The sequence below is a fragment of the Acidovorax sp. LjRoot118 genome, from assembly GCF_964253575.1.
In the GTDB taxonomy this organism is placed as follows: Bacteria; Pseudomonadota; Gammaproteobacteria; order Burkholderiales; family Burkholderiaceae_C; genus Acidovorax.
In genome coordinates this window covers 5,442,331-5,463,305 of record NZ_CAXURB020000001.1, presented here as the reverse complement: position 1 = coordinate 5,463,305, position 20,975 = coordinate 5,442,331, and the positions used below count along the sequence as shown (strand labels likewise).

Genomic DNA, 20,975 nt, shown 5'->3' with positions numbered 1-20,975 from the left:
GTGGCGCACCTGAAAAGTCCGGCATGACCCTGCATGTGCTCCTGTGCAGCCACAACGGGGCACCTTTCATCGCACAGCAGATTGCCTCGATCCGCGCCCAGTCCCGGGCCGTTGACGTGATCCACGTCTTCGACCATGCATCGGAGGACGGCACGCGTGAAGTGCTGGCGCAGCTGGCGCAGGATGCAGGCGAGGCACCGCTGGAACTGCACTGGGTCGACAACGCCCCCGGCCCCGCCTTGTCCTTCTTCAATGCCATGGCGCAACTGGCCCCCAAGGTGGGCGCAGGCGATTGCATTTTCCTGGCCGACCAGGACGATGTATGGCTACCTGGCAAGGTGGCGGCCATGCTCGATGCCGCCGCCGGGCTGCCGCAGCCCTGGGCGCTGTTCCACGATGTGCAGGTGGTGGACGAGGCGCTCGCGCCCCTGCAGCCCACTTTCTACACCGGCAACCCCTATGCCGTGCCCCGTGACCTCGACGCCCGGCGCCTGTTGCTGGTCAACCCGGTGATTGGGCACACGCTGGTGCTCTCGGGCGACATGCTGGCCTGCGTGGCCCGCCTGCTCGAGCCTTCGGCCTATGTGATGCACGACTGGGCCGTGGCGCTGGTGGCGCAGCGCATGCAGCGCCTGGCATGCGTGCCGCAATGCCTGTCGCTGTACCGCCAGCACGGCGCCAACCTGCTGGGTGCATCGCGCCAGCGCTCGCTGGGCGAACAACTGGGGCGCGGCATGCAGCTGGCCGAGCGGGTGCTGGTGCAGTCCATGGCCTGGGCCCGGGCGCAGCAGGGTGGCGCACTGCCTGGGGCGTCCCCGGCGGCCCAGGTGCCCGGCTGGCTGTCGATGCCCTGGGCTGGCCGCAGCCGTGTGCGGGTGGCGCTGCACCTCGCATGGCACGCGCTGGTGTCGGGGCCCACGCGGCGGCGCCGGGCCATGGGGCTCTTTCTGGTGCTGCAGGCGCTGCGCCCGTCGGCCCAAGGCACGCAGCGATGACCGATTCCTCCAGGGGACCGCTGCGCATCGCGGTCATCGGTACCGATGGCCTGCCGGCACGCTATGGCGGCTTCGAGACCTGCGTCGATCAGCTTGCCCCCCGGCTGGCGCGGCGGGGGCATGCCACACTGGTCTTCGGTTCCTCTGTGGGCCGCACCGCATTGGCGGCGGATGGCGAGCGCCTGGCGCACCGCTACCTGCCATTGCGTGCCAACGGCCTGTGGTCGGTGCCCTATGACCTGCTCAACTTCCTGGTGTGCTGGCGCAGGGTGGATGCCATGCTGGTGATGGGCGTGTCGGGCGGCATCTTCCTGCCCCTGCTGCGCCGCATGGCCGGCCCACGGCGCATCATCGTGAATGTGGACGGGCTGGAGACCCGGCGCGACAAATGGACCGGGTTCAAGCGCTGGTTCCTCGAGCGCAGCGAGGCCCTGGCCGTGCGCCACGCCCATGTGGTGGTCAGCGACAACCAGGGCATTGCCGACATGGTGCTGGGCCGCTATGGCCGCACCAGCAGCGTCATCGCCTATGGCTGCGACCATGTGCTGCAGTTGCCTGCGGACCAGGCGCACGCGCTGCTCAAGGAACGCTTTGGCCTGGCGCCCGGCGGTTACCTGTTGACCGTGGCGCGCATCGAACCCGAGAACCACATCGCCGAGATGCTGCAGGCCTTTCTGGCATCGCCCCAGCCGCTGTATGTGCTGGTGGGCAACTTCAGCGCCACGCCGCTGGGGCGTGAGCTGCTCGCGCGTTACCAGGGCGAGCCGCGCGTGCGCTTCATCGATTCCCTGTTCGACCCCAAGGCGCTGGCGGCCCTGCGCGCCGGTTGCCATATCTATTTGCACGGGCACAGCGTGGGGGGTACCAATCCCTCGCTGGTCGAGATGCTGCCGTACCAGCGGCCGCTGCTGGCCTTCGATTGCGTCTTCAATCGCTACACGCTGGGGGACGAGGGGGGCTACTTTGCCGACGTATCCATGCTCACCCGGCATTTGCAAAGACCGCAGGCGAGCGCGTGGGTGCCAGGGCCATCGCTGGCGCAGCGCTATCGCTGGGAGGCCATTGCCGACGCCTACGAGGCACTGTGCAGCGGGCCGGGTGCCACGCCATGACGCCGCGCGTTCTGGCCTGCGTGGTGGCGTACCACCCGGACAGCCACAGGCTGTCGGCCTTGATCGCGCGACTGCTGCCGGATGTGGCGCAGGTGCTGGTCATCGACAACGGCCAGACCATCGACCCGGCGGCGGGGCCCTGGTCGGGCATGACCGCCGTGCAGTGGCACCTGGCGCCAGGCAACCTGGGCGTGGGTGCCGCGCTCAACCTGGCGCGCCAGCGGGCGCTGGATGGCGCCTTTGACTTCCTGCTGAGTTTTGACCAGGATTCCCTGCCCCCCGCCGGGTACCTGACCGGCCTGCTGGACATCTGGGCGCGGGCCGGTGATGCCGCTGGCGGCTGGGCGGCGCTCGGCCCCGCCGTGCGCGACGAAACCACGGGACGGGCACTGCCCGTCCAGCGCGTGGATGCGCATCTGCGCCTGGTGCCGTCTGCAGACCCCTGGTCCGCGCAGCAGGCGGTGGCGGTGGACCACGTGATCACCTCCGGCTGCCTGTACCCGGTTGCGGCGTTGTCCGCCGTAGGCCCGTTCAGAGGGGGCTGGTTTGTGGACATGGTCGATACCGAGTGGTGCTGGCGTGCGCGCCACCGGGGATGGGCGGTGATGCAGACGGGGGCGGTGGTATTGCAGCACACCATCGGCAAGGCGGGCGTGAAGGTGCTGGGGCGCCAGGTGCTGGCGCATCCGCCGCAGCGCATCTACTTCCAGGTGCGCAACACGCTGTGGCTAATGCGTTCCCATGACGTGCCCCGTGGCTGGCGCCGCAAGCTGCTCGCCCCGCTGGCGCGCAAGCTGCTGCTGCAGCCACTGCTGCCCGAGCGGCGGCTGGCGCGCCTGCTCGCCGCAGTCCGGGGCGGGGTGCACGGGCTGTTGCAACGCCCGCCTGGGTAAGGCCGTGCGCCGAGGGAGATGCCGCCGGGTGTGACCGGTGTCGCACCAATGCGCAATATTTTGGACGCAAGAGGGCCTTGTGGTGCAACAATCCGTTGCCATTGCCAGGATAGGCGCATGATCGTGGCTGCTTACGACAGAATATAGAATTGCAGACCTGCTCTGAGGGCCGCTGCGGCGGGCTTCAAGCGAAAAATCCCACAGACCTGGTCTCTGCCTGGCATCCACGGCGGTCCTTTTCGTTGACGAGGGACCGGCCCTTGCCGTGCCTGCGCCTTTTTTGCGGAAGCACGCCGGTTTCCATGTGCCACAGACCGTTCCCACGTTCCTTTCCTGATCTGAATGCACAACATGCACCCTAGCGAGGCTGAGATCATCCCCTACCACGCCTCACCCGTGCCTCCCGCCCCAGGGGGCGTACTCGTCCTGGCGCCCCATCCCGATGACGAAGTCTTTGGATGCGGCGGGGCCATCACCGGGCATGTTCAGGCGGGGCACTCCGTGCATGTCGTCCTGCTGACCGCTGGCGGGCATGGCGAAGAAGGTGCGGCCAAGGGGTATGCAGACACCCGCCTCTCCGAAAGTGCCGATGCGGCCCGTGTACTGGGCCTGCCGCCGCCCCAGTGCTGGGGTCTGCCAGACCGTGAAGTCACCTATGGCGAAGTGCTGGTGCACAGAATCATCCAGGCTATTGGCGACACTGGCGCCGACGTGGTGTATGCCCCGTCGCCTTGGGAACTGCACCCCGACCACCGCGCCACGGCGCTGTGCGCCATCGAGGCCGTGCGCCGGCTGGAGGGCGTGGGCCTGCACCTGTACGAGGTGAGCGCGCCGCTCAGGCCCAACCGGCTGCTGGACATCACGCCCGTGTGGGCGCTCAAGCAGCAGGCGATGCAGGTCTTTGCCAGCCAGGAGAAGAAGCTGCCGTATGCGAGCTTCATCTCCGCGCTCAACCGTTTTCGTGCGCTTACGCTGTTCCCGGCGTCGGAATACGCCGAGGCTTTCGAGAGCTACACCTCGGCCGATCTGCGCGCTGGCGGCCCGCTGCTGATCGAGGGCGAAAGGCAGCGCCTGCTGGGCCGCGGCGTGGCCGTGCTGCCGCAGGACTTGCCGCTGGTATCGGTCATCGTGCGCACCATGGGCCGCCCCACGCTGGCCAAGGCCCTCGGGTCTGTGGCGTTGCAGACCTATCCGCACCTGGACATCGTGCTGGTGGACGCCGCCGGCGACGGCTTGCCTGGTACGAAGTGGGCCGACGGCCCCGTGCCGGTCACCCTGGTCTCCCAGGGCAGGAAGCTCAACCGCGCGCTGGCGGCCAATGCCGGCATGGCCGCGGCCACGGGCGAATACCTCATCTTCCTGGACGACGACGACTGGTTCTACCCGGACCACATTGCCAAGCTGGTGCTGGCCGTGCGCCAGAGCACGACGGTCAAGGCGGTGCACACGGCGGTGGAGTGCGTCGATGCCCAGAGCGAGCCCGTGGGAGAGATCTTCCAGTTCCCCTATGCCTCGGGCGAGCTGCGCTACGGCAACTTCATGCCCATCCACTCGGTGCTGTTCCATCGCAGCCTGGTGCAGGCCGGCGGGGCCGCCTTCGACGAGCGCTTCGATCTGTACGAGGACTGGGATTTCTGGCTGCAGGTGGAAAGCCGCACGCCGTTCGAGTTCGTGCCCGGCGTATCGGCTGCCTACCGCATCCATGCCGGGGCCGGTGAGGGCGTGCAGGCCGACCGCCAGCGCGCGGCCGATGCCACTGCCCAGCTGTATGCCAAATGGCAGGTGCTGCAGTCCAAGCAGACCTTCGAGGAACTGGTCACACGCTCGTTGTCGCGGCGCAGTGTGCTGTCGCAACTGGTAGAGCGCAGCAAGGATGTGAAGCGCCTGGCGCAGGACCTGGTGGACCAGCAGCAGCGCGCCATGGATGCCATGCAGGCGGCCGACAAGGCCCGTCAGGATGCTCACCACCTGGGCGAGGCGCATGACCTGGCCTGCGCCGCGCGCGACGTGGTGCAGCAAGAGCGCGATGCCACCATCGTAGAACTCCATGCCGTGATGCGCGAGCGAGACCTGGCCCACCAGCACGGCGCGAACGTGCTGGACCTGTACACCGACGCCCAGGCGCACATCGGTTCCCTGGAGGCTTCTGCCGCTGCCCTCTCGGCCGAGATCGCCCTGGCGCGCAACCATGCGCACAACTTGCAGACCATGGTGGACGCCACGCAGCACCAGCTGCGCCTGGTGACGGGCTCGCGCTCGTGGAAGATCACCCGGCCGTTGCGCCTGGTGGTCCGGCTGCCGCGCTACGCCAGGAGCGTCGTGGCGGCCTATTCGGTCGCCCGCAGTCGGGGTCTGGGCCTGTCGCACCTGGTCAAGCGCACGGTGTCGGTGCTGCGCACCCAGGGCGTGCAGGGCGTGCGCCAGCGCCTGCGGCGCATGCTGCATGGCTCGGGGCACGAACTGGAAGCTCTGGATACTGGTTCGCCCGTGGCGGATGCCGTGCCCGGTGCGGCACCGCGAAGCTATGCCGACTGGGTGGCGAAATACGACACCATGGACCCCGTCAAGCTCTCGCGCCTGGTGGCCGAGGCGGCCGAGCTGCCGCGCAAGGCGCTGGTTTCCATCGTCATGCCGGTCTACAACCCCGACCCGCAGGACGTGGGTCGTGCCATTGCCTCGGTGAAGAACCAGGTCTACCCGCACTGGGAGCTGTGCATCTGCGACGATGCCTCGACCAAGGCCGGCACGCGTGAACTGCTGGAGGCTGCAGCCGCCGGAGAGCCGCGCATCCGACTGGCCTTTCACGACAAGAACCAGCACATCTCCGCGGCGACCAACACGGCCATCGCCCTGGCCAAGGGCCAGTACATCGCCCTGCTGGACCACGACGACGAACTCACGCCCCATGCGCTGCTGCGCGCCATGCAGGCCTTTGCGCGCCACCCGCAGGGCAAGGTGCTGTATTCCGACGAGGACAAGATCGACCAGACCGGCCGGCGCTTCGATCCGTATTTCAAGCCCGATTTCAACCTGGGCCTGCTGCGCTCGCACAACTACATGTGCCACTTCGCGGTCTATGACGCCGACTTCATGCGCCAGCTCGGTGGCCCGCGCGTGGGCTTCGAGGGCGCGCAAGACTACGACCTGGCGCTGCGCGCCATCGACAGCGTGGAAGCCGCCGCTGTGCTCCACGTGCCGCAGATCCTCTACCACTGGCGCACGGCAACCGGCAGCACGGCCTCTGGCCATGGCAACAAGAGCTATGCCTTCGAGGCCGGCCGGCGTGCGCTGCAGGAGCACCTGCAGCGCCGTGGCCTGCAGGGCGAGGTGCTGGAGGCGCCCGAGGCCTCGGGCATGTACCGCGTGCGCTGGGGCATACCGGCCAACCCGCCGCTGGTGAGCATCGTCATTCCCACCCGCAATGGCGAGAAGATTCTGCGCCAGTGCCTCGACAGCCTGGTGCAGACCCGCTACCCCAACTACGAAATCATCGTGATGGACAACGGCAGTGACGAAGCGGCTTCGTTGCAGTTGCTGGCCGAACGCACGGCGTCGGGGCAGATCCGGGTGCTGCGCGACGATGGCCCGTTCAACTTCTCGGCCATCAACAACCGTGCGGTGCACGAAGCCACGTTTGGCGAGTTCGTGCTGCTGATGAACAACGACATCGAGGCCACCCACCCCGAATGGCTCGACGAGATGGTGGGCCCGGCCCTGGAGCCCGGCGTGGGCTGCGTGGGCGCCCGTCTGTGGTACCCCGATGGCCGCATCCAGCACGCGGGCGTGGTGCTGGTCTGCGGCGTAGCCGGCCATGCGCACAAGCTGCTGGCCCGGGGCCAGCATGGCTACATGGGCCGCGCGGTGCTGGCGCAGGACTTCGTCGCCGTGACGGCGGCCTGCCTGCTGCTGCGCAAGTCGGTCTACGAAGAGGTGAGCGGCCTGGACGAGAGCCTGGCCGTGGCCTTCAATGACGTGGACTTCTGCCTGCGCGTGCGTGAGGCGGGATACCGCAACCACTGGACGCCCTATGCCGAACTGATCCACCACGAGTCCGTCTCGCGCGGCTATGAGGACACGCCCGAGAAGCAAAAGCGCTTCAACTCGGAAGTGAAGATCCTGCAGACCCGTTGGCCTGCCTTGCTGGCCAACGACCCCTGCTACAACCCCAACCTGACCATCGACGCCGAAGATTTTTCGCTGGCCTGGCCCCCCCGCGTTTCCTGAAACGGCGCTTGTCGCCGTCCTCACTTGCCTGACCGTTTCCTTCCTTGAATCCACCGTATGAGCCGACTTGACTCCCTTTTGCCCCTGCTGGCCTGCCCGCGTTGCGGCTCCAGACTGATCCAGCACGAGAGCCGGGTGGTGTGTGGCGGCTGCGAGGCGGCCTACCCCCTGCGCAATGGGGTGCCCGTGCTGCTGCCGGAAACCATCGAGGAGGCGGGAACGGGGGAGGCCTCGGTGGACGATCCGGTATCGCGCCACCCCTACAGCCAGGAGTCGCTCAGGATCATCGAGGAGCACCGGGACGAATGGGTGCTCGACCTGGGCGCAGGCGGCAAGCTGCAGCGCTGGGACAACGTGGTGCAGATCGACATCTTTCGCTACCCCATGACGGACGTGGTCGGCTCTGCCGACCGGCTGCCGTTCCGGGACAACAGCTTTGGCGCGGTGATCAGCCAGGCGGTGTTCGAGCACCTGCAGTACCCTCAGGCGGCGGTGGAGGAGATTCGCCGCGTGCTCAAGCCGGGCGGCGTGGTCAAGATCGACACCGCCTTCCTGCAGCCCGAACACGGCTACCCCCACCATTTCTACAACGCCACCGAAACCGGCCTGCGCGAGTGGTTCCGCGAGTTTGACCTGCGTTGGAGCGGTGTGGAACCCCACCAGCACCCGCGGTGGTCGCTGAGCTGGTTCCTCGGGGTCTACCTGGACCGCCTGCCCGCCGATGCGGCGGCACTGCTGCGCACCACGCCGCTGGGCGAGGTGGTCGACGCCCTGCAGCGTTCCGGCACGGGGGCGGCCCAGCCGCAGGACGTGGCCATCATGGATGCCCTCGGCGCGCTGCCCGAACACCACCTGCGCACGCTGGCTGCGGGGGTGTCCATTCGGGCGGTCAATCCTCCCAAGACCTTGTCTTCGACATCGATGCCATCCCTGGCGGGTGCGTCCCCCGTCGTGGCCACCGATCTGGACCGCAAGCTGGCTGCCGCGCGCATGGACCTGGAATACCTGCGCTCGGAGCTGGCCACGGTGCATGAGCGCCAGTTGCTCGCCAACGACCAGGCGCGCTACATGGCGCAGTACTACCGCCTGATCGCCGATGCTGGCGAAGAGGTATCCCTCGGGGCCGGACGACGAGCGCATGCCCTGTTCCACGCCAAGAACATGGTGCGCGCCGTGGTGCCGCCAGGCATGTGGCGGTTCATGAGGGATGGCTGGCGCACATTGTCTGGCGCAAGCGCCGTGCAGGGCGCGCAAACAGTCCCCTCTCAGGCGGTGGCCGCGCCGTTCGTCTCGGCCGTGGTGCAGCCTTTTGATGTGGCGGCGCTCACCGCCACCTTCTTCTCGCTGGTGCACCAGACCTACTCGGGCTGGGAGCTGCTGCTGCTGGGGCACCCCGACCAGTCACCTGCAGTGCGCAGGGCCATGGAAGACTTTGCCCGACTCGATTCGCGGCTGACCATCGTTGCGCGGACGGATCCCGAAGGCGACTACGATTGGCGCGGACAGTATCGCCTGGTGCTGCAGGAGGGCACCACGCTCTCCTTCAACGCGCTGCAGGAGATATTCACCTTGGCCAAAGTGCGCCCCGATACCTGGGCCATCATGGCAGACTACGACGCCTTCCTGGGGCGCGATGACGTGATGCCGCCCATGCGCTGCCTGAGCGCCCCGGTGCCGCAGACCGACAGTTCGTTTGCTGTCTTGGCGCCTTGCGTCCTGCTCGCGGGTGACGCATTGCGCCGAAATGGTGGCCGCAGCATCATTGATGTGAACTATCAGCAGGTCGCCCATATCCCATTGGTGCTTTTTCACACGCTGCAAGAGCCCTCATCCCTGCGAGTCGCTCCCCCGTGATTCGTTGAACCTCCACACTATCTTGAGACACGCATGAAGAATTTTGCACAAAAGATCACGCTCGCCGCTGCCATGGTCGCGGTGTTGCCATGGCTGGCCGGCTGCGCGACCTCGCAGACTGCAGGCAGTGCAACCGCCGCACCGAGTACGGTTTCGAAGGAGTCCAAGCCGCTGAACCTGGTGTTCGCATCGCCTGCGCTTGAGCCCAAAATGGCGCAAATTGGCGTGCTTACCAATTTCAAACGCTATTGGCAAGCCCATGTGGACCGCAACTGGGGCGTGCGCTACGATCTGGAGCACGGGATCGACCCCAAGCGGACGGATTCCAAGTTCTATGCCGATTACCATGCGAAAGCATGGATCCTGAAATCCATCAAGGTGCATGATGTCACCCAGGATGGCAAGAATGCCAATGTGGAAGTCGAACTCACACTGGTCGATCCAACCGGGAAGAAGTCTGACTCCAATTTCCGCACCTCCGATATCTGGGAGATCGTGGATGGGCAGTGGAAGCACGTCAATCTCGACGCTGTTCTGAAGTCTCGCTGATGAGGGGCCGTGGCAGCGGCGCAAGGGTCAGTTGGGTACGCCCGCTGGCTCTCTGGCGACTTGCCTCTGGCCCGCTGTGCCGCAGCAGGGCAGGCCGCAGGCTTGCCGTGTCGGGCGCAGGAAAAGGACAACGGGCGCTTGTTGCTGAGGTGCAACATCCTTCGCCCTAGTTGTGACACCAAACACATTTTATCTACGCACCCCTGCGCAAACCGGGGGGCGATTGTGTAGGATGCGAATCAACAGTCCATAGAGTCCGCTTGTCTAGATTGTGTACGCGGGGCGGATTGTTGAAGTATCTGGTGTAAACTTGTAAAGCTATGAGTGTGGGCTTGCTCAGGTGCTTTTTTTAATTTTTATGGAGAAATCTGTGATGAAGAAGAAACTTCTTGCTGTAGCAATGGGCGCCATGCTCGCTGCTGGTGCTGCAAACGCTGTGACCGTGAATCACGCTGGTTTGGGTGATTTGCTGGTCGCTCCCTCGTATTTCATCGGTGGGGGATGGCAAAGTGAGTTGAAGGTTATCAACACTAGCCTGACGCAATCCGTCGTCGCCAAGGTCGTGATTCACGACAATGAGCGCTCCGAAGAACGTCTTGACTTCTTGATCTACCTGTCGCCTGGCGACGTGTGGGTCGGTACCCTGGCAAGCCAAGCTGCTGCCGCCAACGGCCAAACGACGCGTTCGGTTGTGACGTCCAGCGACGACTCGATCCTGCTGCCTAACTCCAACACCTTCGCATCCGCTGCTACCCCAGCAGTGATCGTGAGCGGTGCTGGCGAAGGCCGCTCGCCACTGACCAACATCGGTTACATCACGATCATCGAATCGCAAGCATTCGACCTCGCTCCTAACCGTCCTGGCGTTGCCAAGGCTGCCATCAAGGCCGCATTTGACGCAGCTCCAGCTGTGGTCGCTGACACCAACACGCCTAACGTGCTGGCCGGTTTCCTGACCATCTCGAACTCGCTGAACGGTCAGAACGCTTCGCTGCCTACCCTGGCACTGGCTGACTACAACAACCGCATCAAGCAAAACATCGGTGTTGACTCCAGCCTGGGCGCTCCACGTTCGCAAGCTACGGTTGCTGACATCGAAGACGCACTGTGGAAGACCTCCTTCGTCGTGCCTTACGTGGTCGGCGGTTCGCAATCTTCGCTGGTGTCCTTCACGTTCCCCACGAAGCTGACGTACCGTAACGTCATCAGCGGCCAGTACCCCTTCCAACAGAAGGTGCAGATCGCTGCTGACGTGTTCGATTACAGCGAAAACACCATCGCCGGTCCAACGTTCAACATCTCGCCTCTGCCACCAGCATCGTCGACCAGCGTGTTCGAACACGACTGGCTGGCCTTCGGTAGCCAGATCAGCGTGGGCACGTTCACCGCTGGCTGGGCTAACGTTCGCTACGCAAACCCAACGGTCTCCGTTGGCCAAACCTCGGCTCCTTCTGTGAACCTGGGCAAGTCGGGCGGTCCTGGCGTTGTTACCTACATCAACACGATTGGCCCAGAAGTCACGTGGCACTACGCTCCTTCTAACTAAGAAGTTGCGACTTTAGTAAAAAGGCCGCCGGCGAGAGCTCGCGGCCTTTTTTTTTTGGGCGGATGCAATGCGGTATCTAATTGTTATTTTTTTGGCTGCAATGGGCACGTTTGCACAGGCTGCAAATTTTGTTTCGATGCACCAGTCAGCACACAGAATTGCCCTGTCTCTGCCGTCCGGCAGCAGCAGCTATACCTTCGACACCAAGGTCGGCTTCAAGGAGCAGTACGCGCCTACCGGCGTGACGGGTTGTGCCATCGGTTTTGGCACCGGCGGCTGTGCCTTCCCTGGCGGCGGATCGCTGTCCCTGCCTGAGTTCACCGGCTTTCAGATGCAGAGCCAGGAATTCAAGATCTTCATTCCTGCAGGCACGCGCTCGTTCCTGTTCTCGGGCTACGCGGCCCAAACTACTCAGTCGGCCTTCGTGCTGCGCTACGGCAAGGAGCCGACCCGTGTCGCTCCCCTGAGCGGCGCAGAGTACCAGGCTGCACAGACCGGCGAGCGCATCGACTCCTCGTTCACACGCCTCATCAATGAAGACGTCGACCATTTCGTCGTGCACGACGGTGGTGGCACCCTGCGCTTCGTGGGCGGCCAGCTCGATGCCAACCGCAGCAGCACTGACCAGGGCAAATGGCTCTATGTGCGCCAGCTGAGCGGCGCCGGGCTCTATGACTACCAGGGCGCCCTCGACGTCGACATGCCCAAGTATGCGGCCGGTTACGCCAAGATCTCCTGGACGACCAGCCCCTTCCCGGATCCCGTGGACGCTGCTTCGCCTACGACCCCGACGACCCCGACGACGCCCACCACGCCGACGACACCTACTACGCCGACGATTCCGACCATCCCCACCACACCGACCGCGCCCACCACGCCTGGATCGGTGACCACCAACGTGGTGTCCACAGCAGGCCAGCCTCTGAAGCTGGATATCACGTTGACGCAGACCACTGCAGACGTCGCTGCCAGCGAGAAGACCAGTGTGTGGATCGCGGCGCGCATTCCAGCCAATGGTCTGTTCTTCACGACCGATGTGTGGTTTTTCCGGAAGGTTGACAGCTGGGTTCAGCTCGGACTGCCCAACCCTGAAACCGTTGCGTACTCCAGTCAGATCACCAATGCAGGAACCCTCAAGTTCACACCCACCATGGATCTGACGGCTGATGACCTGCGTGCGTTCAACGTCGAAATCTATTTCGGCTTCAGGAACAGCAACGGTTCCTTCGTCAACAAGGGCAAGATCTGGTAAACACCAGCCAGCGCTTTGCTCATACGTAAAAAAGGCCCCGAGGGGCCTTTTTTTATTCCATGAAGTGATCGCGCGGCGGGTCGGATCGATTGCTGCGATCTCTTCGCCACCGCTGCTGGTCCCGCGCACAGCGCTGGGGCCAAGACGCCGCGGGGCAGAAGGAGCAACGCCCGACAAACCGGTTCCTCGGTTGTGAACCGTTTCGCTTCGATGCTTTCTGCCGCGCAGCCTCCTAAGTGGGCTTCATTGCCGGGGTGCGCTGGGAACCTGGAAAGGGTTGGCACCCTGGTTCTGCTGCATGTTGGCATTGTTGCGTGCAGCATTCAGTGCCTCGGACAGGCTGTTGAACACCGTGTTGGCTGCGTTCGGTGAGTTGGCTGCCGGTGGGGCCGCCGGGGCTGCCGCTGCCTGCTGCTGGGCAACCTGCCCGGCATTGGCCCCTGGTGGGGGCGCGACCGCTGCGGCGGCTGCCTGCGTGGCGGCTGGATCTCCGGCTGGCGCCTGCACTACCGGCGTCGCGCCCTGAACGGGGGCCTGGCCTTGCGCCACAGGGGCCGGTGCCCCCGGGCCGGCGGCCCTGTCCGTCTTCTTGGTGAAATAGATGCTCTGCTGCCCGCCGGGTGCTGACAGCACCACGTGGGTAGGGTGCACCTGTGTCAGCGTGAATTCGCCCAGTGTCTGCCCCTCGCGGAAGGTCGAGAAGGGGCGCCCCTCGGTGGCCGAGCTGGCAAAGCGCGGCCCCAGGCGCACATTGGCCATTTTGACGCTGCCTGCAATCACCACACCGTACAACTGCAGGTCCTGGTCGGTCACCACGGCGGGTGGCGGCGGTGGTGGTGGCGGCGGGACGGGTGGGACGCGATCCGGCCATGCCTTACGCTGGGCGTCGAAGGGGTTGGCGCCCCCCGCCTGGAGGGAGGCGGCCGCAGGAGGCGCAGTTGCGGGCGAGGGGGCAGCCACCACAGTGCCTGGGCGCGCGAGCGCGCCAGGAGCGGTACCCTGGGGGGCGGTCTGCGCCAGTGCTTGTCCACCCAGGGCGATGCCGGCGACGGCCATTGCCAACTGCATAGCCATGGCGCTGGGCGACGGCTTGTCCGGCGGGGGTGAAAGGAAACCAAGAGTAGACATGTACTCACTCCCAAGAAGTCGAAATGCCGGGCAAGCCTGGCGGGGAAAAGTGCTGCTGGCACGGCCTGACGGGGCGGTCAGGACATGAAGGCGGTGGGTGGCAAAGGTGCCTCGGGCGGCTTGTCGGCATGCCCTATCGGGCGTGATTTTCGCAGAGTGGCGGGTGCACATCGCGCTACAGGATGTGTCGGGTCCCGGGCCAGTGACGCACCGTTCAACCTGTGGAACCTGTTCCTGTCTCCCGTGGGGCGGTATGTGGCGGCTCCAGCATGGCCATCACTTCGGGTCCATCGCGGTCATCCACCCGGCTGCTGCGCAAGCGCACAAACACGGTGCCGGAGCCGAAATGCTCCAGCGTCTGGTAAGAGGCCGATGCCCGTGCTCCGGTTCCCAGGTGCCCGACGCAGATCTGCCGCAAAGGATCGGGGCTGAGCTCCAGCACCCAGCCTGTCTGGAGGGGGGCGGGCACCTCCAGCTCGATGCCTTCGAGGGTCCGCTGGCCTGGCTGGTTGATGTCCCTGAGCGGCCCGGGCGGTACCTGCTGCAGACGGTGGGCCTTGTGCATCCAGCCGTCATCGGCATGGTGTTTGGCGAAGTAGATGGCTGCGCCGGCTTCCATCAGGCCCTGCTTGTGGGGGGCGTTGCGCCAGGCGTGGACGGCCTGCGCTTCAGGTGCCATGGCCATGCCCAAGCCTTGGCGGCGCAAGCGCAGGCTGAGATCGGAGTCCTCGAAGTACATGAAGAAACGTGGGTCGAACAGGTCTCCGCCTGCGTCCAGTGCACGGCGGTGCACCATGACCGCGCCACCGGACAGCGCCCGCTGGCGCAGCGGTGCATGGCGGGCTTGCCAGTAGCGCAAGGCCTCAGCCCCCGTGGCGTGGCGAACCCGATCCCGGATGGGGGGCTCCCTGCGTGCGCGCTCGGTGGCCCATGTGCGCACGGCCGTGGGCAGCCAGCTGGGCGGCAGGCGCCACTGCAGGGCCGCATCCAGGAACTGTCGGGGGGCGATCGCTCCCAGCGTGGGGTCGTGGGCAAGTGCTTCGATCAGTGCCGCTGTGCAGCCCTTGACCAGGCGCACATCAGGGTTCACCAGGAAAAAGCAGTCGGCTAAAGAGGCGCGCACGGCCAGATTGCAGCCCCGGCCGAACCCGATGTTCCCCTCGGCGCGATGGCATTGCACTGCCTGCGGGAGCAGTGATCGCAGCAAGGCCCATTCGGCATCGTCATCGCTGTTGTCGACCACGCGCACCTCGATGCCCGGCGCATCCGCCAGCACCGACGCCACTGCCGCCGCAACCTCGGCGGCATCCCGGTAGTTCACCAGAACGGCGCAGCAGCTCAAGCCCATGGGCCCTCCTTGAGCGGGGTGGCGCGCACCAGGAAGGCATAGGTATTCCAGCTCACCGGATCCGCCTTCAGGCGCGGGGTGTGCGCCCAGTGGCTAGCCCAGTCTTCGGGGGCGGGCACCTGGACGCGCTCCAGGTGATCCACCGCAAATCCCGCGCTGGTCAGCAAGTCCTGCAGGGTCTTCCAGGTGAAAAAGCGCACATGGGTCACGCAGTGGATGCCCAGCGGGCAGTAGTCCCAACGCCCCTCGATCAGGTCGGCCATCACGCCCCAGTGGCCCACATTGGGGATGGAGATGAGCACCGATCCGCCCGGCGCCAGCAGGCCCCGGGCCCTCGCCAGCCAGGCACGCGGGTCGTTGGCATGCTCCAGCACGTCCAGAAAACTGATGCAGTCGAACGCACCCTGGCCTTGCCCCAGCAGCCCGTCGAACGGCTGCGTGAGAAAGTCGCCCTGCCACACATGGTCCACCTGGGTGCGTGCGGTGCGGCAGGCCTCTTGCGAATACTCGGCCAGGTGGGTCTCGCAGCCGCGCAGTTCCTTGACGGCATGCAGAAATCCACCTTCACCGCCACCCACATCCAGCACACGGGCCACGCCGGCGGGCAGCAGCGGCAGCATGTCCTCGCGCCGCGCCTGGTGGTAGCTGGCAAAGTCGTGCACGAAGGCACCGGGTACCCAATGGGCGCGGCTGCGCACGGTGCCGGCGCGCACGGCGGCCACCGTGGTCAGTGTGACCAGCGGCGCATGCTGGCCACTGTCGGTGAGGAGGGGGAGCTCGCGGGCACCCAGTTGCTCCAGGTAGCGCTCCATGCCGCGCACCGTGCAGTAGTCGGGTGCCAGGGCCGGGGGAAAGCCCGGGTCGAAAGCGTGCACCGCCGTGGGCGCATCTTGCGCGTCGTCGAGCGCCTGCCCCAGCCGCTCCAGCACATCGGGGCCGATCATGGCGTGGCCATGGCGCAGCAGCAGCACGCGGGCGTTCCCGTCCAGCGGGGCCGCGGCCGGTGCTTGCTCCAGGGCCTGGTGCCATGCCTGCGGGCTGGCCAGCGCCTGCGTTTCCAGCCACACGGTGGGTGGTGGCAGCACGCGGTGCAACTGGTCCCAGCCATGGCGAAATTCTTCCGACGACAGCGGGCTCGACGCGGTGGAGACGATGACCAGGGCAATGGGGGTCATGGGGCTGCCTTTTCCAGGGGGTCAACACCGTCGCCCAGCAGCGACTGCGCCATGGCGCGCACGTCGCCGCGCTGCTGAATCGCCACACAGGTGGTCGTCACAGGCAAGTGGGACTCCCACTTGGCTTCGAAGGCCGTGCCGCTGTGCGCAATCCGCTGGGCCGTGGCGCGGGGTAGAGGGGGCTGCGAAGGTGTGTCCGACCAGTGCTCGCAAAAAGCATCCACTGCGGCCGCTTGCTGGCCTGCAGCCTGAGCCTGCAGCACCAGGTCGGTGGCGTAGAAGTCCCATCCCAGCGCGGGATCCATGCGCAGGCCGCTGTCGCTGCGCACCGCCACCAGGAGTTCATCAAGGCTGTCCACCAGGCTGGGCAGTTCCGCAGGGCCGCGCAGCACATGGCCGCGGTCAAGCACGTGGCCTGCATGGCGTGCCTGTACGCCGGCGCCGATGACACCGTAGGCGCCCACGATGGAAAGCCGGCCCAGTCGCTGCTCGGCCTGCGCGATGGCCTGGCTGAACAATGTGTCCCAGCCCTCAGGCAGCACCACATCCTGGTGCAGCCATACCACCCAGCGGTGGGGGGGGCTCGCATCCATCACGTCGTTGAAAGCCTCTGCCGCTGAGTTGGCGTTCCAGCGCAGCCAAAGGGGGCGCTTGCCCGCCTGCAGGCAGGGCGAGGTCAGTAGCCGCGCGCGGGCCACCTCCCAGCGGCTCACACAGGCCAGGAAAAGGAATTCATCATCATCCACGCAAGAGGTCATGGTTGGAGGTGTCTTTCAGCAGGCCGGGTACAGCGGTAGCAAGTGAGATCCCCACCACCGCGCAGGGTTCACGCGGATGTGTTGCTCCATGAACGCAAAGGCCCGTGCATAGGTGGCCTGGGCATCGTCCTGGGGGTCCCACAGCGGCGACAGGGCCACCGAATGCCGGCGGCCACCGTGGGCATGGCAGGCAAAGGCCGCCAGCAGGCTGCCCGACTGCGTGGCCAGGCGCAGCGCGCCCTGGGCTACCTTGCGTTGCGCGCCCAGAAAAGGCAGGCACACGCCGGGGCCGTCGGGCGGTGCCGGGGCATCGGCCAGCACCACAACCACATCGCCCTGGGCCAACATGCGGTAAAAATAGCGCATCGAGGTTTCCGCATCCGCCAGCTTGCCGCCCTGCAGGTGGCGCTCCAACCCGCTGTACTTCAGCCGGAAATGGGCCCTGATGGCAGGGTGCACACGCGGGTCTTCCGACACGATGGACATGACAGGGTGGACGCGCGTGCCGCGGCTGGCCAGGGCCGCAATACCCAGCACGAAGGTTTCCAGATGCGGTGTCACCAGCACAAGGCCGCGCCCCGGTGGGCGGGTGGCCAGCGTGTCCAGCGCTTGCGCCGCCTCGATGTCGAAATGCGAAAGGCCCCGCAATTGCAATGCCCGCGCTTCCATTTCTTCGCGGGCCACGGTTTCGAAGCGCTCCACCACTGCGTCGGCCACTTGTTCGGGCGGCAGGAGCTGTGCCAGGCCCTGTTCGACCATGGCCGCCACATGCCGGTGACCCAGGCTCAGCGAGACCCAGTCGCGGTCGTGGTGGGCATTGATAGCGCCGCGCCAGCGGGCCATGGGATAGGCCAGGGCATCAGGCAACCGTGCCATGGCGGGCACCAGCCAGCCGTACTCGGGCGCCTGCGCCCTGAGACTCCATGGGGACAATGCAGCGGCTGCCGACATGCTCAGCGAAAGTCTGTATCGCCACCCGTCAGCCACCAGGGCTGGTTACGCAGGGCAGCAGGCACCGCTGGTGCAGTGCGTTGCGTCACGCAGTAGGGGCAGGCGGATTGTTCGGATGCCTGTGCGCCATCCGGCGGGGGCGCGAGCGCCTGCAGGTGGCGTACCAGAGGCTGGCTCAGCCAGCTGTTCAAGGCCCTGGCGCCACCGTGCGCGGCCAGCTCGCGGGCGGCAGCCAGCAGGGTGGGGGCGTCCTGCACGGCACCCAGCCAGTCCAGCAGCTCCCAGTCCGCCGCCGCGCCCTGCCCAGGTCGCAGTACCAAAGCGCCCAGAATGCGGCGTGAAAAGCGGCCGCGCACCCACCAGCACCGGTACGGTCCATCAGGATGGTTGGCAAAGCGGTGGCGCCACCAGCGCGCGTCGCGCTGGGGCAGCACGAAGCCCTGCGCGGTCTGGCGCAAGGTATCCCACAAGGCATCAAGGCGGGCGTCGGTGTGCGCTGCACTCCAGTCCACGGGGGCGCAGACCCAGGGGCGTTTCCAGAATGGAGTGGGGCAGGAGGGCGTGTTCCAGCGCACCTCCAGCACCTCGCCCAGCGGGGTGTACAGGCCGAGCTTTTCACCCAGGCGTGTGTGGCGCGCGCTCGGAAAGCCAAACCCCAATGCAAACCCGCCGGGTGAGCCGATATGGTTCTGCAAAAAGGCCTGGGTGGCTGTGGCAAACGGCCCCTGGCGCGACAGAATGCCGCGCGCCTGGACTTTCACCATCACATCGCCCAATTGCACGGCCTGCAGCGGTTGCCCCTCGCAGACCAGCGTTCGGGCTGTTCCGCCGTAATGGGCTAGCAGGGCGCCATCTTCGTCCCGCGTGCCGGTGGCGCACCCCCGTCCGCCGTCGTATTTCCAGCGCCAGAGCGCTTCGCTCATGGAATGGCCGAACACCTGCTCAAACAGGGCGCGGGTCTCGCCCATCTGCGATTCGCCCAGCTCGACGGCATGCCATGGCCGCACGCTCACGCACCGGCTCCGCTGTTCCATTGGTGGGGCAGGCTGACCAATCCCTGCTCCAGCCCGGTCTGCACCACGCGCAGCGTGATCGCGCGCTCCACGACTTCATAGACATGCAGGCCACGCTCGCACGCCAGGATGATGGATACCGTGTAGTCACCCTTCAGGAGCGGCAGGCGCGGCAGCGTGAGCACGCCCATGCCGGCGCCCGAGGCGTCGCGGGACAGTTCCACTCCATCGTTGGCGCTTCCAGCGCTGGCGACCACCGTGCCATTGGCGTGGGCGATGCCGATGGCCACCGAAGGGCAGGGCAATGCCGGGTCGCTGGCAAAGCGGATGCGCACCTCCAGCGTGGTCACCCCGGAGTGGATGGCCAACTCGCTGGCAGCAACGCCATCGGCCAATGCCTCGATGCCGGTGAGCACGGCGGTGCCGTCTGGCGCCTTGCGCACCAGGGCGCCATCGGCCTTCATGCGGGCTTCAAAGCGATCGGTGTCGCTGGATGGTGCGTCGCCATCCGTGGCGGGCGATGCCGGCTCGGCATCGTGTGCCCCCAGGGTGGACTGCTGGCTGGGAGGGGCTTCCATCACCAGCGAAGTCTCGTAGGCCGCTGTTACCCGTGGTGCATCGTCCCACATGCGCATGCGTCCCCCTTCCAGCCACAGGGCGCGGGAACACAGGGCCTGCACGTGGTACATCGCATGCGAGCAGAACAGGATGGTGGCGCCCTTGTCCTTGAGGTCCATGATGCGGTCGAACGATTTGCGTGCAAACGCGCCATCGCCGACCGACAGCGCCTCGTCGATCACCAGAATGTCGGGCTCCACGCTCGTCGCCACGGCAAACGCCAGGCGCACGAACATGCCGCTGGAATACGTCTTGACCGGCTGGTGGATGAACTGGCCGATGTCGGCAAACGCCAGGATGCTGTCCAGCCGCTCGTCCACCTGAGCGCGCCCCATGCCCAGGATGGCGGCGTTCATGTACACGTTCTCGAGCCCGCTGAAATCGGGGCTGAAGCCCGCACCCAGCTCCAGGAGGGCTGCCACACGCCCGCGCACTGCCAGCGAACCCGTGGTTGGGGCCAGCGTGCCACACACCATCTGCAGCAAAGTGGACTTGCCGGCGCCATTGCGGCCCACCAGCCCGACCACCTCGCCGCGGCGGATGTCGAAGCTCACGTCCTGCAGCGCCCAGAAATCGCGGCTGTACTGCTTGTAGCGGCCCCAGAGCAATTGCTTGAGCCGGTCGCTGGGTTGCTCGAACAGCGAAAAGCGCTTACCCACGCCACGGGCCTCGATGGCCAGCGCCGGGGTGGCGTCTGCGGGGGTATCAAACGACATCGGAGAACCCCGTGCGAACCTTGTGGAAGAAAGCGGCGCCCGCAGCGGCGATGACCGTGCAGGCCGCCAGCAGCAGCGCCAGGGCCTGCCAGTCGGGCCAGCGGCCATGCAGCAGCACTTCGCGCGTCCCCGTCATGATCCAGGCCAGCGGGTTCAGCAGCAGCCAGGGGCGCACTGCCTCGGGCAGGGCCTCCACCGGAAAGAAGATGGGGCTCAGGAACATCAGCGCGGCCACTACCATGCCCAGCAACTGCCCCACATCGCGCACGTAAGTGCCCACCCCGGCCAGAAGCCAGCCCAGGCCCAGCACCAGCGGCAGCAAGGGCAGCCAGACCAGCGGCAGCGCCAGCATGGTGACGGACAGCCCATGGCCGCTGAGCAATGCCAAGCCGACCAGCAGCAGTCCAGACACCCCCAGCCCCACGGATGCGCTGACCGCATTCACCCAGGGCATGATCTCCAGGGGAAACACCACCTTCTTGACCAGGTGCGGCTGCTCCAGCACCAGGTTGGGCGCGCGGTTCACGCACTCGGCAAAAAAGCCGAAGACCGCCAGCCCCGCGTAGATGCGCAGTGCGAAGGCCATGTTGCCCTCATCCACCCCATACCAGCGCACGCGCATCACGTGGCGGAACACCAGGGTGTACACCCCCAGCATCAGCAGTGGGGTGAGCACCACCCACACCATGCCCAGCCACGACTGGCGGTAGCGTGCATGCACTTCGCGGCGTGCCAGTTGCATCACCAGCGACATGTGGCGCCAGGGCCACAAATACGACAACAAGACTCTCAAGGGCGGTAACCGTAAAACAGGGAGGAAGGCCACCAGGGTTTCCTGCGGAA

General features: G+C 66.1%; 16 protein-coding genes. 8 read left to right on the top strand and 8 right to left on the bottom strand.

Features of this window, described 5'->3' with window-relative positions:
* Positions 1-23: 23 nt before the first annotated feature.
* The 8 genes from ACSQ9E_RS25565 (at position 24) to ACSQ9E_RS25530 (ending at position 12,425) form a co-directional block, all read left to right on the top strand.
* Positions 24-995 (top strand): glycosyltransferase, encoded by a 972-nt coding sequence (locus ACSQ9E_RS25565; protein WP_057200029.1) that lies wholly within the window; start codon positions 24-26, stop codon positions 993-995.
* Complete coding sequence (locus tag ACSQ9E_RS25560) at positions 992-2,107, top strand: DUF1972 domain-containing protein (RefSeq protein ID WP_436219531.1); 1,116 nt, start codon at positions 992-994, stop codon at positions 2,105-2,107. Before ACSQ9E_RS25565 ends, ACSQ9E_RS25560 begins: the two co-directional genes overlap by 4 nt.
* Positions 2,104-3,000: a hypothetical protein gene (locus tag ACSQ9E_RS25555; RefSeq protein WP_436219530.1), complete on the top strand. Its 897-nt coding sequence runs from the start codon at positions 2,104-2,106 to the stop codon at positions 2,998-3,000. The genes ACSQ9E_RS25560 and ACSQ9E_RS25555 overlap by 4 nt, the downstream gene beginning before the upstream one ends.
* Positions 3,001-3,342: 342 nt before the next feature.
* Positions 3,343-7,224 carry a glycosyltransferase gene (locus tag ACSQ9E_RS25550; RefSeq protein ID WP_436219529.1) on the top strand — a complete coding sequence of 1,294 codons (3,882 nt, stop codon included), beginning with the start codon at positions 3,343-3,345 and terminating at the stop codon, positions 7,222-7,224.
* Positions 7,225-7,281: 57 nt separating this feature from the next.
* The gene (locus tag ACSQ9E_RS25545) at positions 7,282-9,078 is read left to right on the top strand and encodes a methyltransferase domain-containing protein (protein WP_436219528.1); all 1,797 of its coding nucleotides are present in this window, start codon (positions 7,282-7,284) and stop codon (positions 9,076-9,078) included.
* A 33-nt stretch (positions 9,079-9,111) separates the two neighbouring features.
* Complete coding sequence (locus ACSQ9E_RS25540; RefSeq protein ID WP_057200034.1) at positions 9,112-9,627, top strand: hypothetical protein; 516 nt, start codon at positions 9,112-9,114, stop codon at positions 9,625-9,627.
* 373 nt (positions 9,628-10,000) lie between these two features.
* Positions 10,001-11,173: a hypothetical protein gene (locus ACSQ9E_RS25535; RefSeq protein WP_157412321.1), complete on the top strand. Its 1,173-nt coding sequence runs from the start codon at positions 10,001-10,003 to the stop codon at positions 11,171-11,173.
* Between the two features lie 67 nt (positions 11,174-11,240).
* A complete protein-coding gene (locus ACSQ9E_RS25530) occupies positions 11,241-12,425 on the top strand; it encodes a hypothetical protein (protein ID WP_164470707.1) in 1,185 nt (394 codons plus the stop codon).
* A 243-nt stretch (positions 12,426-12,668) separates the two neighbouring features.
* Here ACSQ9E_RS25530 and ACSQ9E_RS25525 read toward each other — a convergent pair whose 3' ends face one another.
* The 8 genes from ACSQ9E_RS25525 to ACSQ9E_RS25490 all read right to left on the bottom strand — a co-directional run bounded on the left by ACSQ9E_RS25525 (position 12,669) and on the right by ACSQ9E_RS25490 (position 20,913).
* Positions 12,669-13,553 (bottom strand): hypothetical protein, encoded by an 885-nt coding sequence (locus tag ACSQ9E_RS25525; RefSeq protein WP_436219527.1) that lies wholly within the window; start codon positions 13,551-13,553, stop codon positions 12,669-12,671.
* A gap of 214 nt (positions 13,554-13,767) precedes the next feature.
* The gene (locus ACSQ9E_RS25520; RefSeq protein WP_436219526.1) at positions 13,768-14,901 is read right to left on the bottom strand and encodes a glycosyltransferase; all 1,134 of its coding nucleotides are present in this window, start codon (positions 14,899-14,901) and stop codon (positions 13,768-13,770) included.
* Positions 14,892-16,076: a class I SAM-dependent methyltransferase gene (locus ACSQ9E_RS25515; protein ID WP_436219525.1), complete on the bottom strand. Its 1,185-nt coding sequence runs from the start codon at positions 16,074-16,076 to the stop codon at positions 14,892-14,894. The genes ACSQ9E_RS25520 and ACSQ9E_RS25515 overlap by 10 nt, the downstream gene beginning before the upstream one ends.
* Positions 16,073-16,834: a hypothetical protein gene (locus ACSQ9E_RS25510; RefSeq protein WP_436219524.1), complete on the bottom strand. Its 762-nt coding sequence runs from the start codon at positions 16,832-16,834 to the stop codon at positions 16,073-16,075. The genes ACSQ9E_RS25515 and ACSQ9E_RS25510 overlap by 4 nt, the downstream gene beginning before the upstream one ends.
* 15 nt (positions 16,835-16,849) lie before the next feature.
* Positions 16,850-17,710 (bottom strand): LpxL/LpxP family acyltransferase, encoded by an 861-nt coding sequence (locus ACSQ9E_RS25505; RefSeq protein WP_162261371.1) that lies wholly within the window; start codon positions 17,708-17,710, stop codon positions 16,850-16,852.
* A gap of 77 nt (positions 17,711-17,787) precedes the next feature.
* Positions 17,788-18,798, bottom strand: a complete 1,011-nt coding sequence (locus ACSQ9E_RS25500) for a hypothetical protein (RefSeq protein ID WP_436219523.1) — start codon at positions 18,796-18,798, stop codon at positions 17,788-17,790.
* Positions 18,795-20,132 (bottom strand): ABC transporter ATP-binding protein, encoded by a 1,338-nt coding sequence (locus tag ACSQ9E_RS25495; RefSeq protein WP_436219522.1) that lies wholly within the window; start codon positions 20,130-20,132, stop codon positions 18,795-18,797. Before ACSQ9E_RS25495 ends, ACSQ9E_RS25500 begins: the two co-directional genes overlap by 4 nt.
* Complete coding sequence (locus ACSQ9E_RS25490; RefSeq protein WP_157412327.1) at positions 20,122-20,913, bottom strand: ABC transporter permease; 792 nt, start codon at positions 20,911-20,913, stop codon at positions 20,122-20,124. Before ACSQ9E_RS25490 ends, ACSQ9E_RS25495 begins: the two co-directional genes overlap by 11 nt.
* Between the last annotated feature and the right edge of the window lie 62 nt (positions 20,914-20,975).

Excerpts from the sequence above, each read along its gene's own strand:
- ACSQ9E_RS25525 (WP_436219527.1), bottom strand. The coding sequence starts at position 13,553 with ATGTCTACTCTTGGTTTCCTTTCACCCCCGCCGGACAAGCCGTCGCCC.
- ACSQ9E_RS25520 (WP_436219526.1), bottom strand. The coding sequence starts at position 14,901 with ATGGGCTTGAGCTGCTGCGCCGTTCTGGTGAACTACCGGGATGCCGCC.
- ACSQ9E_RS25515 (WP_436219525.1), bottom strand. The coding sequence starts at position 16,076 with ATGACCCCCATTGCCCTGGTCATCGTCTCCACCGCGTCGAGCCCGCTG.
- ACSQ9E_RS25535 (WP_157412321.1), top strand. The coding sequence starts at position 10,001 with ATGAAGAAGAAACTTCTTGCTGTAGCAATGGGCGCCATGCTCGCTGCT.
- ACSQ9E_RS25545 (WP_436219528.1), top strand. The coding sequence starts at position 7,282 with ATGAGCCGACTTGACTCCCTTTTGCCCCTGCTGGCCTGCCCGCGTTGC.
- ACSQ9E_RS25495 (WP_436219522.1), bottom strand. The coding sequence starts at position 20,132 with ATGTCGTTTGATACCCCCGCAGACGCCACCCCGGCGCTGGCCATCGAG.
- ACSQ9E_RS25565 (WP_057200029.1), top strand. The coding sequence starts at position 24 with ATGACCCTGCATGTGCTCCTGTGCAGCCACAACGGGGCACCTTTCATC.
- ACSQ9E_RS25530 (WP_164470707.1), top strand. The coding sequence starts at position 11,241 with ATGCGGTATCTAATTGTTATTTTTTTGGCTGCAATGGGCACGTTTGCA.
- ACSQ9E_RS25560 (WP_436219531.1), top strand. The coding sequence starts at position 992 with ATGACCGATTCCTCCAGGGGACCGCTGCGCATCGCGGTCATCGGTACC.
- ACSQ9E_RS25550 (WP_436219529.1), top strand. The coding sequence starts at position 3,343 with ATGCACAACATGCACCCTAGCGAGGCTGAGATCATCCCCTACCACGCC.
- ACSQ9E_RS25555 (WP_436219530.1), top strand. The coding sequence starts at position 2,104 with ATGACGCCGCGCGTTCTGGCCTGCGTGGTGGCGTACCACCCGGACAGC.
- ACSQ9E_RS25510 (WP_436219524.1), bottom strand. The coding sequence starts at position 16,834 with ATGACCTCTTGCGTGGATGATGATGAATTCCTTTTCCTGGCCTGTGTG.
- ACSQ9E_RS25505 (WP_162261371.1), bottom strand. The coding sequence starts at position 17,710 with ATGGCACGGTTGCCTGATGCCCTGGCCTATCCCATGGCCCGCTGGCGC.
- ACSQ9E_RS25540 (WP_057200034.1), top strand. The coding sequence starts at position 9,112 with ATGAAGAATTTTGCACAAAAGATCACGCTCGCCGCTGCCATGGTCGCG.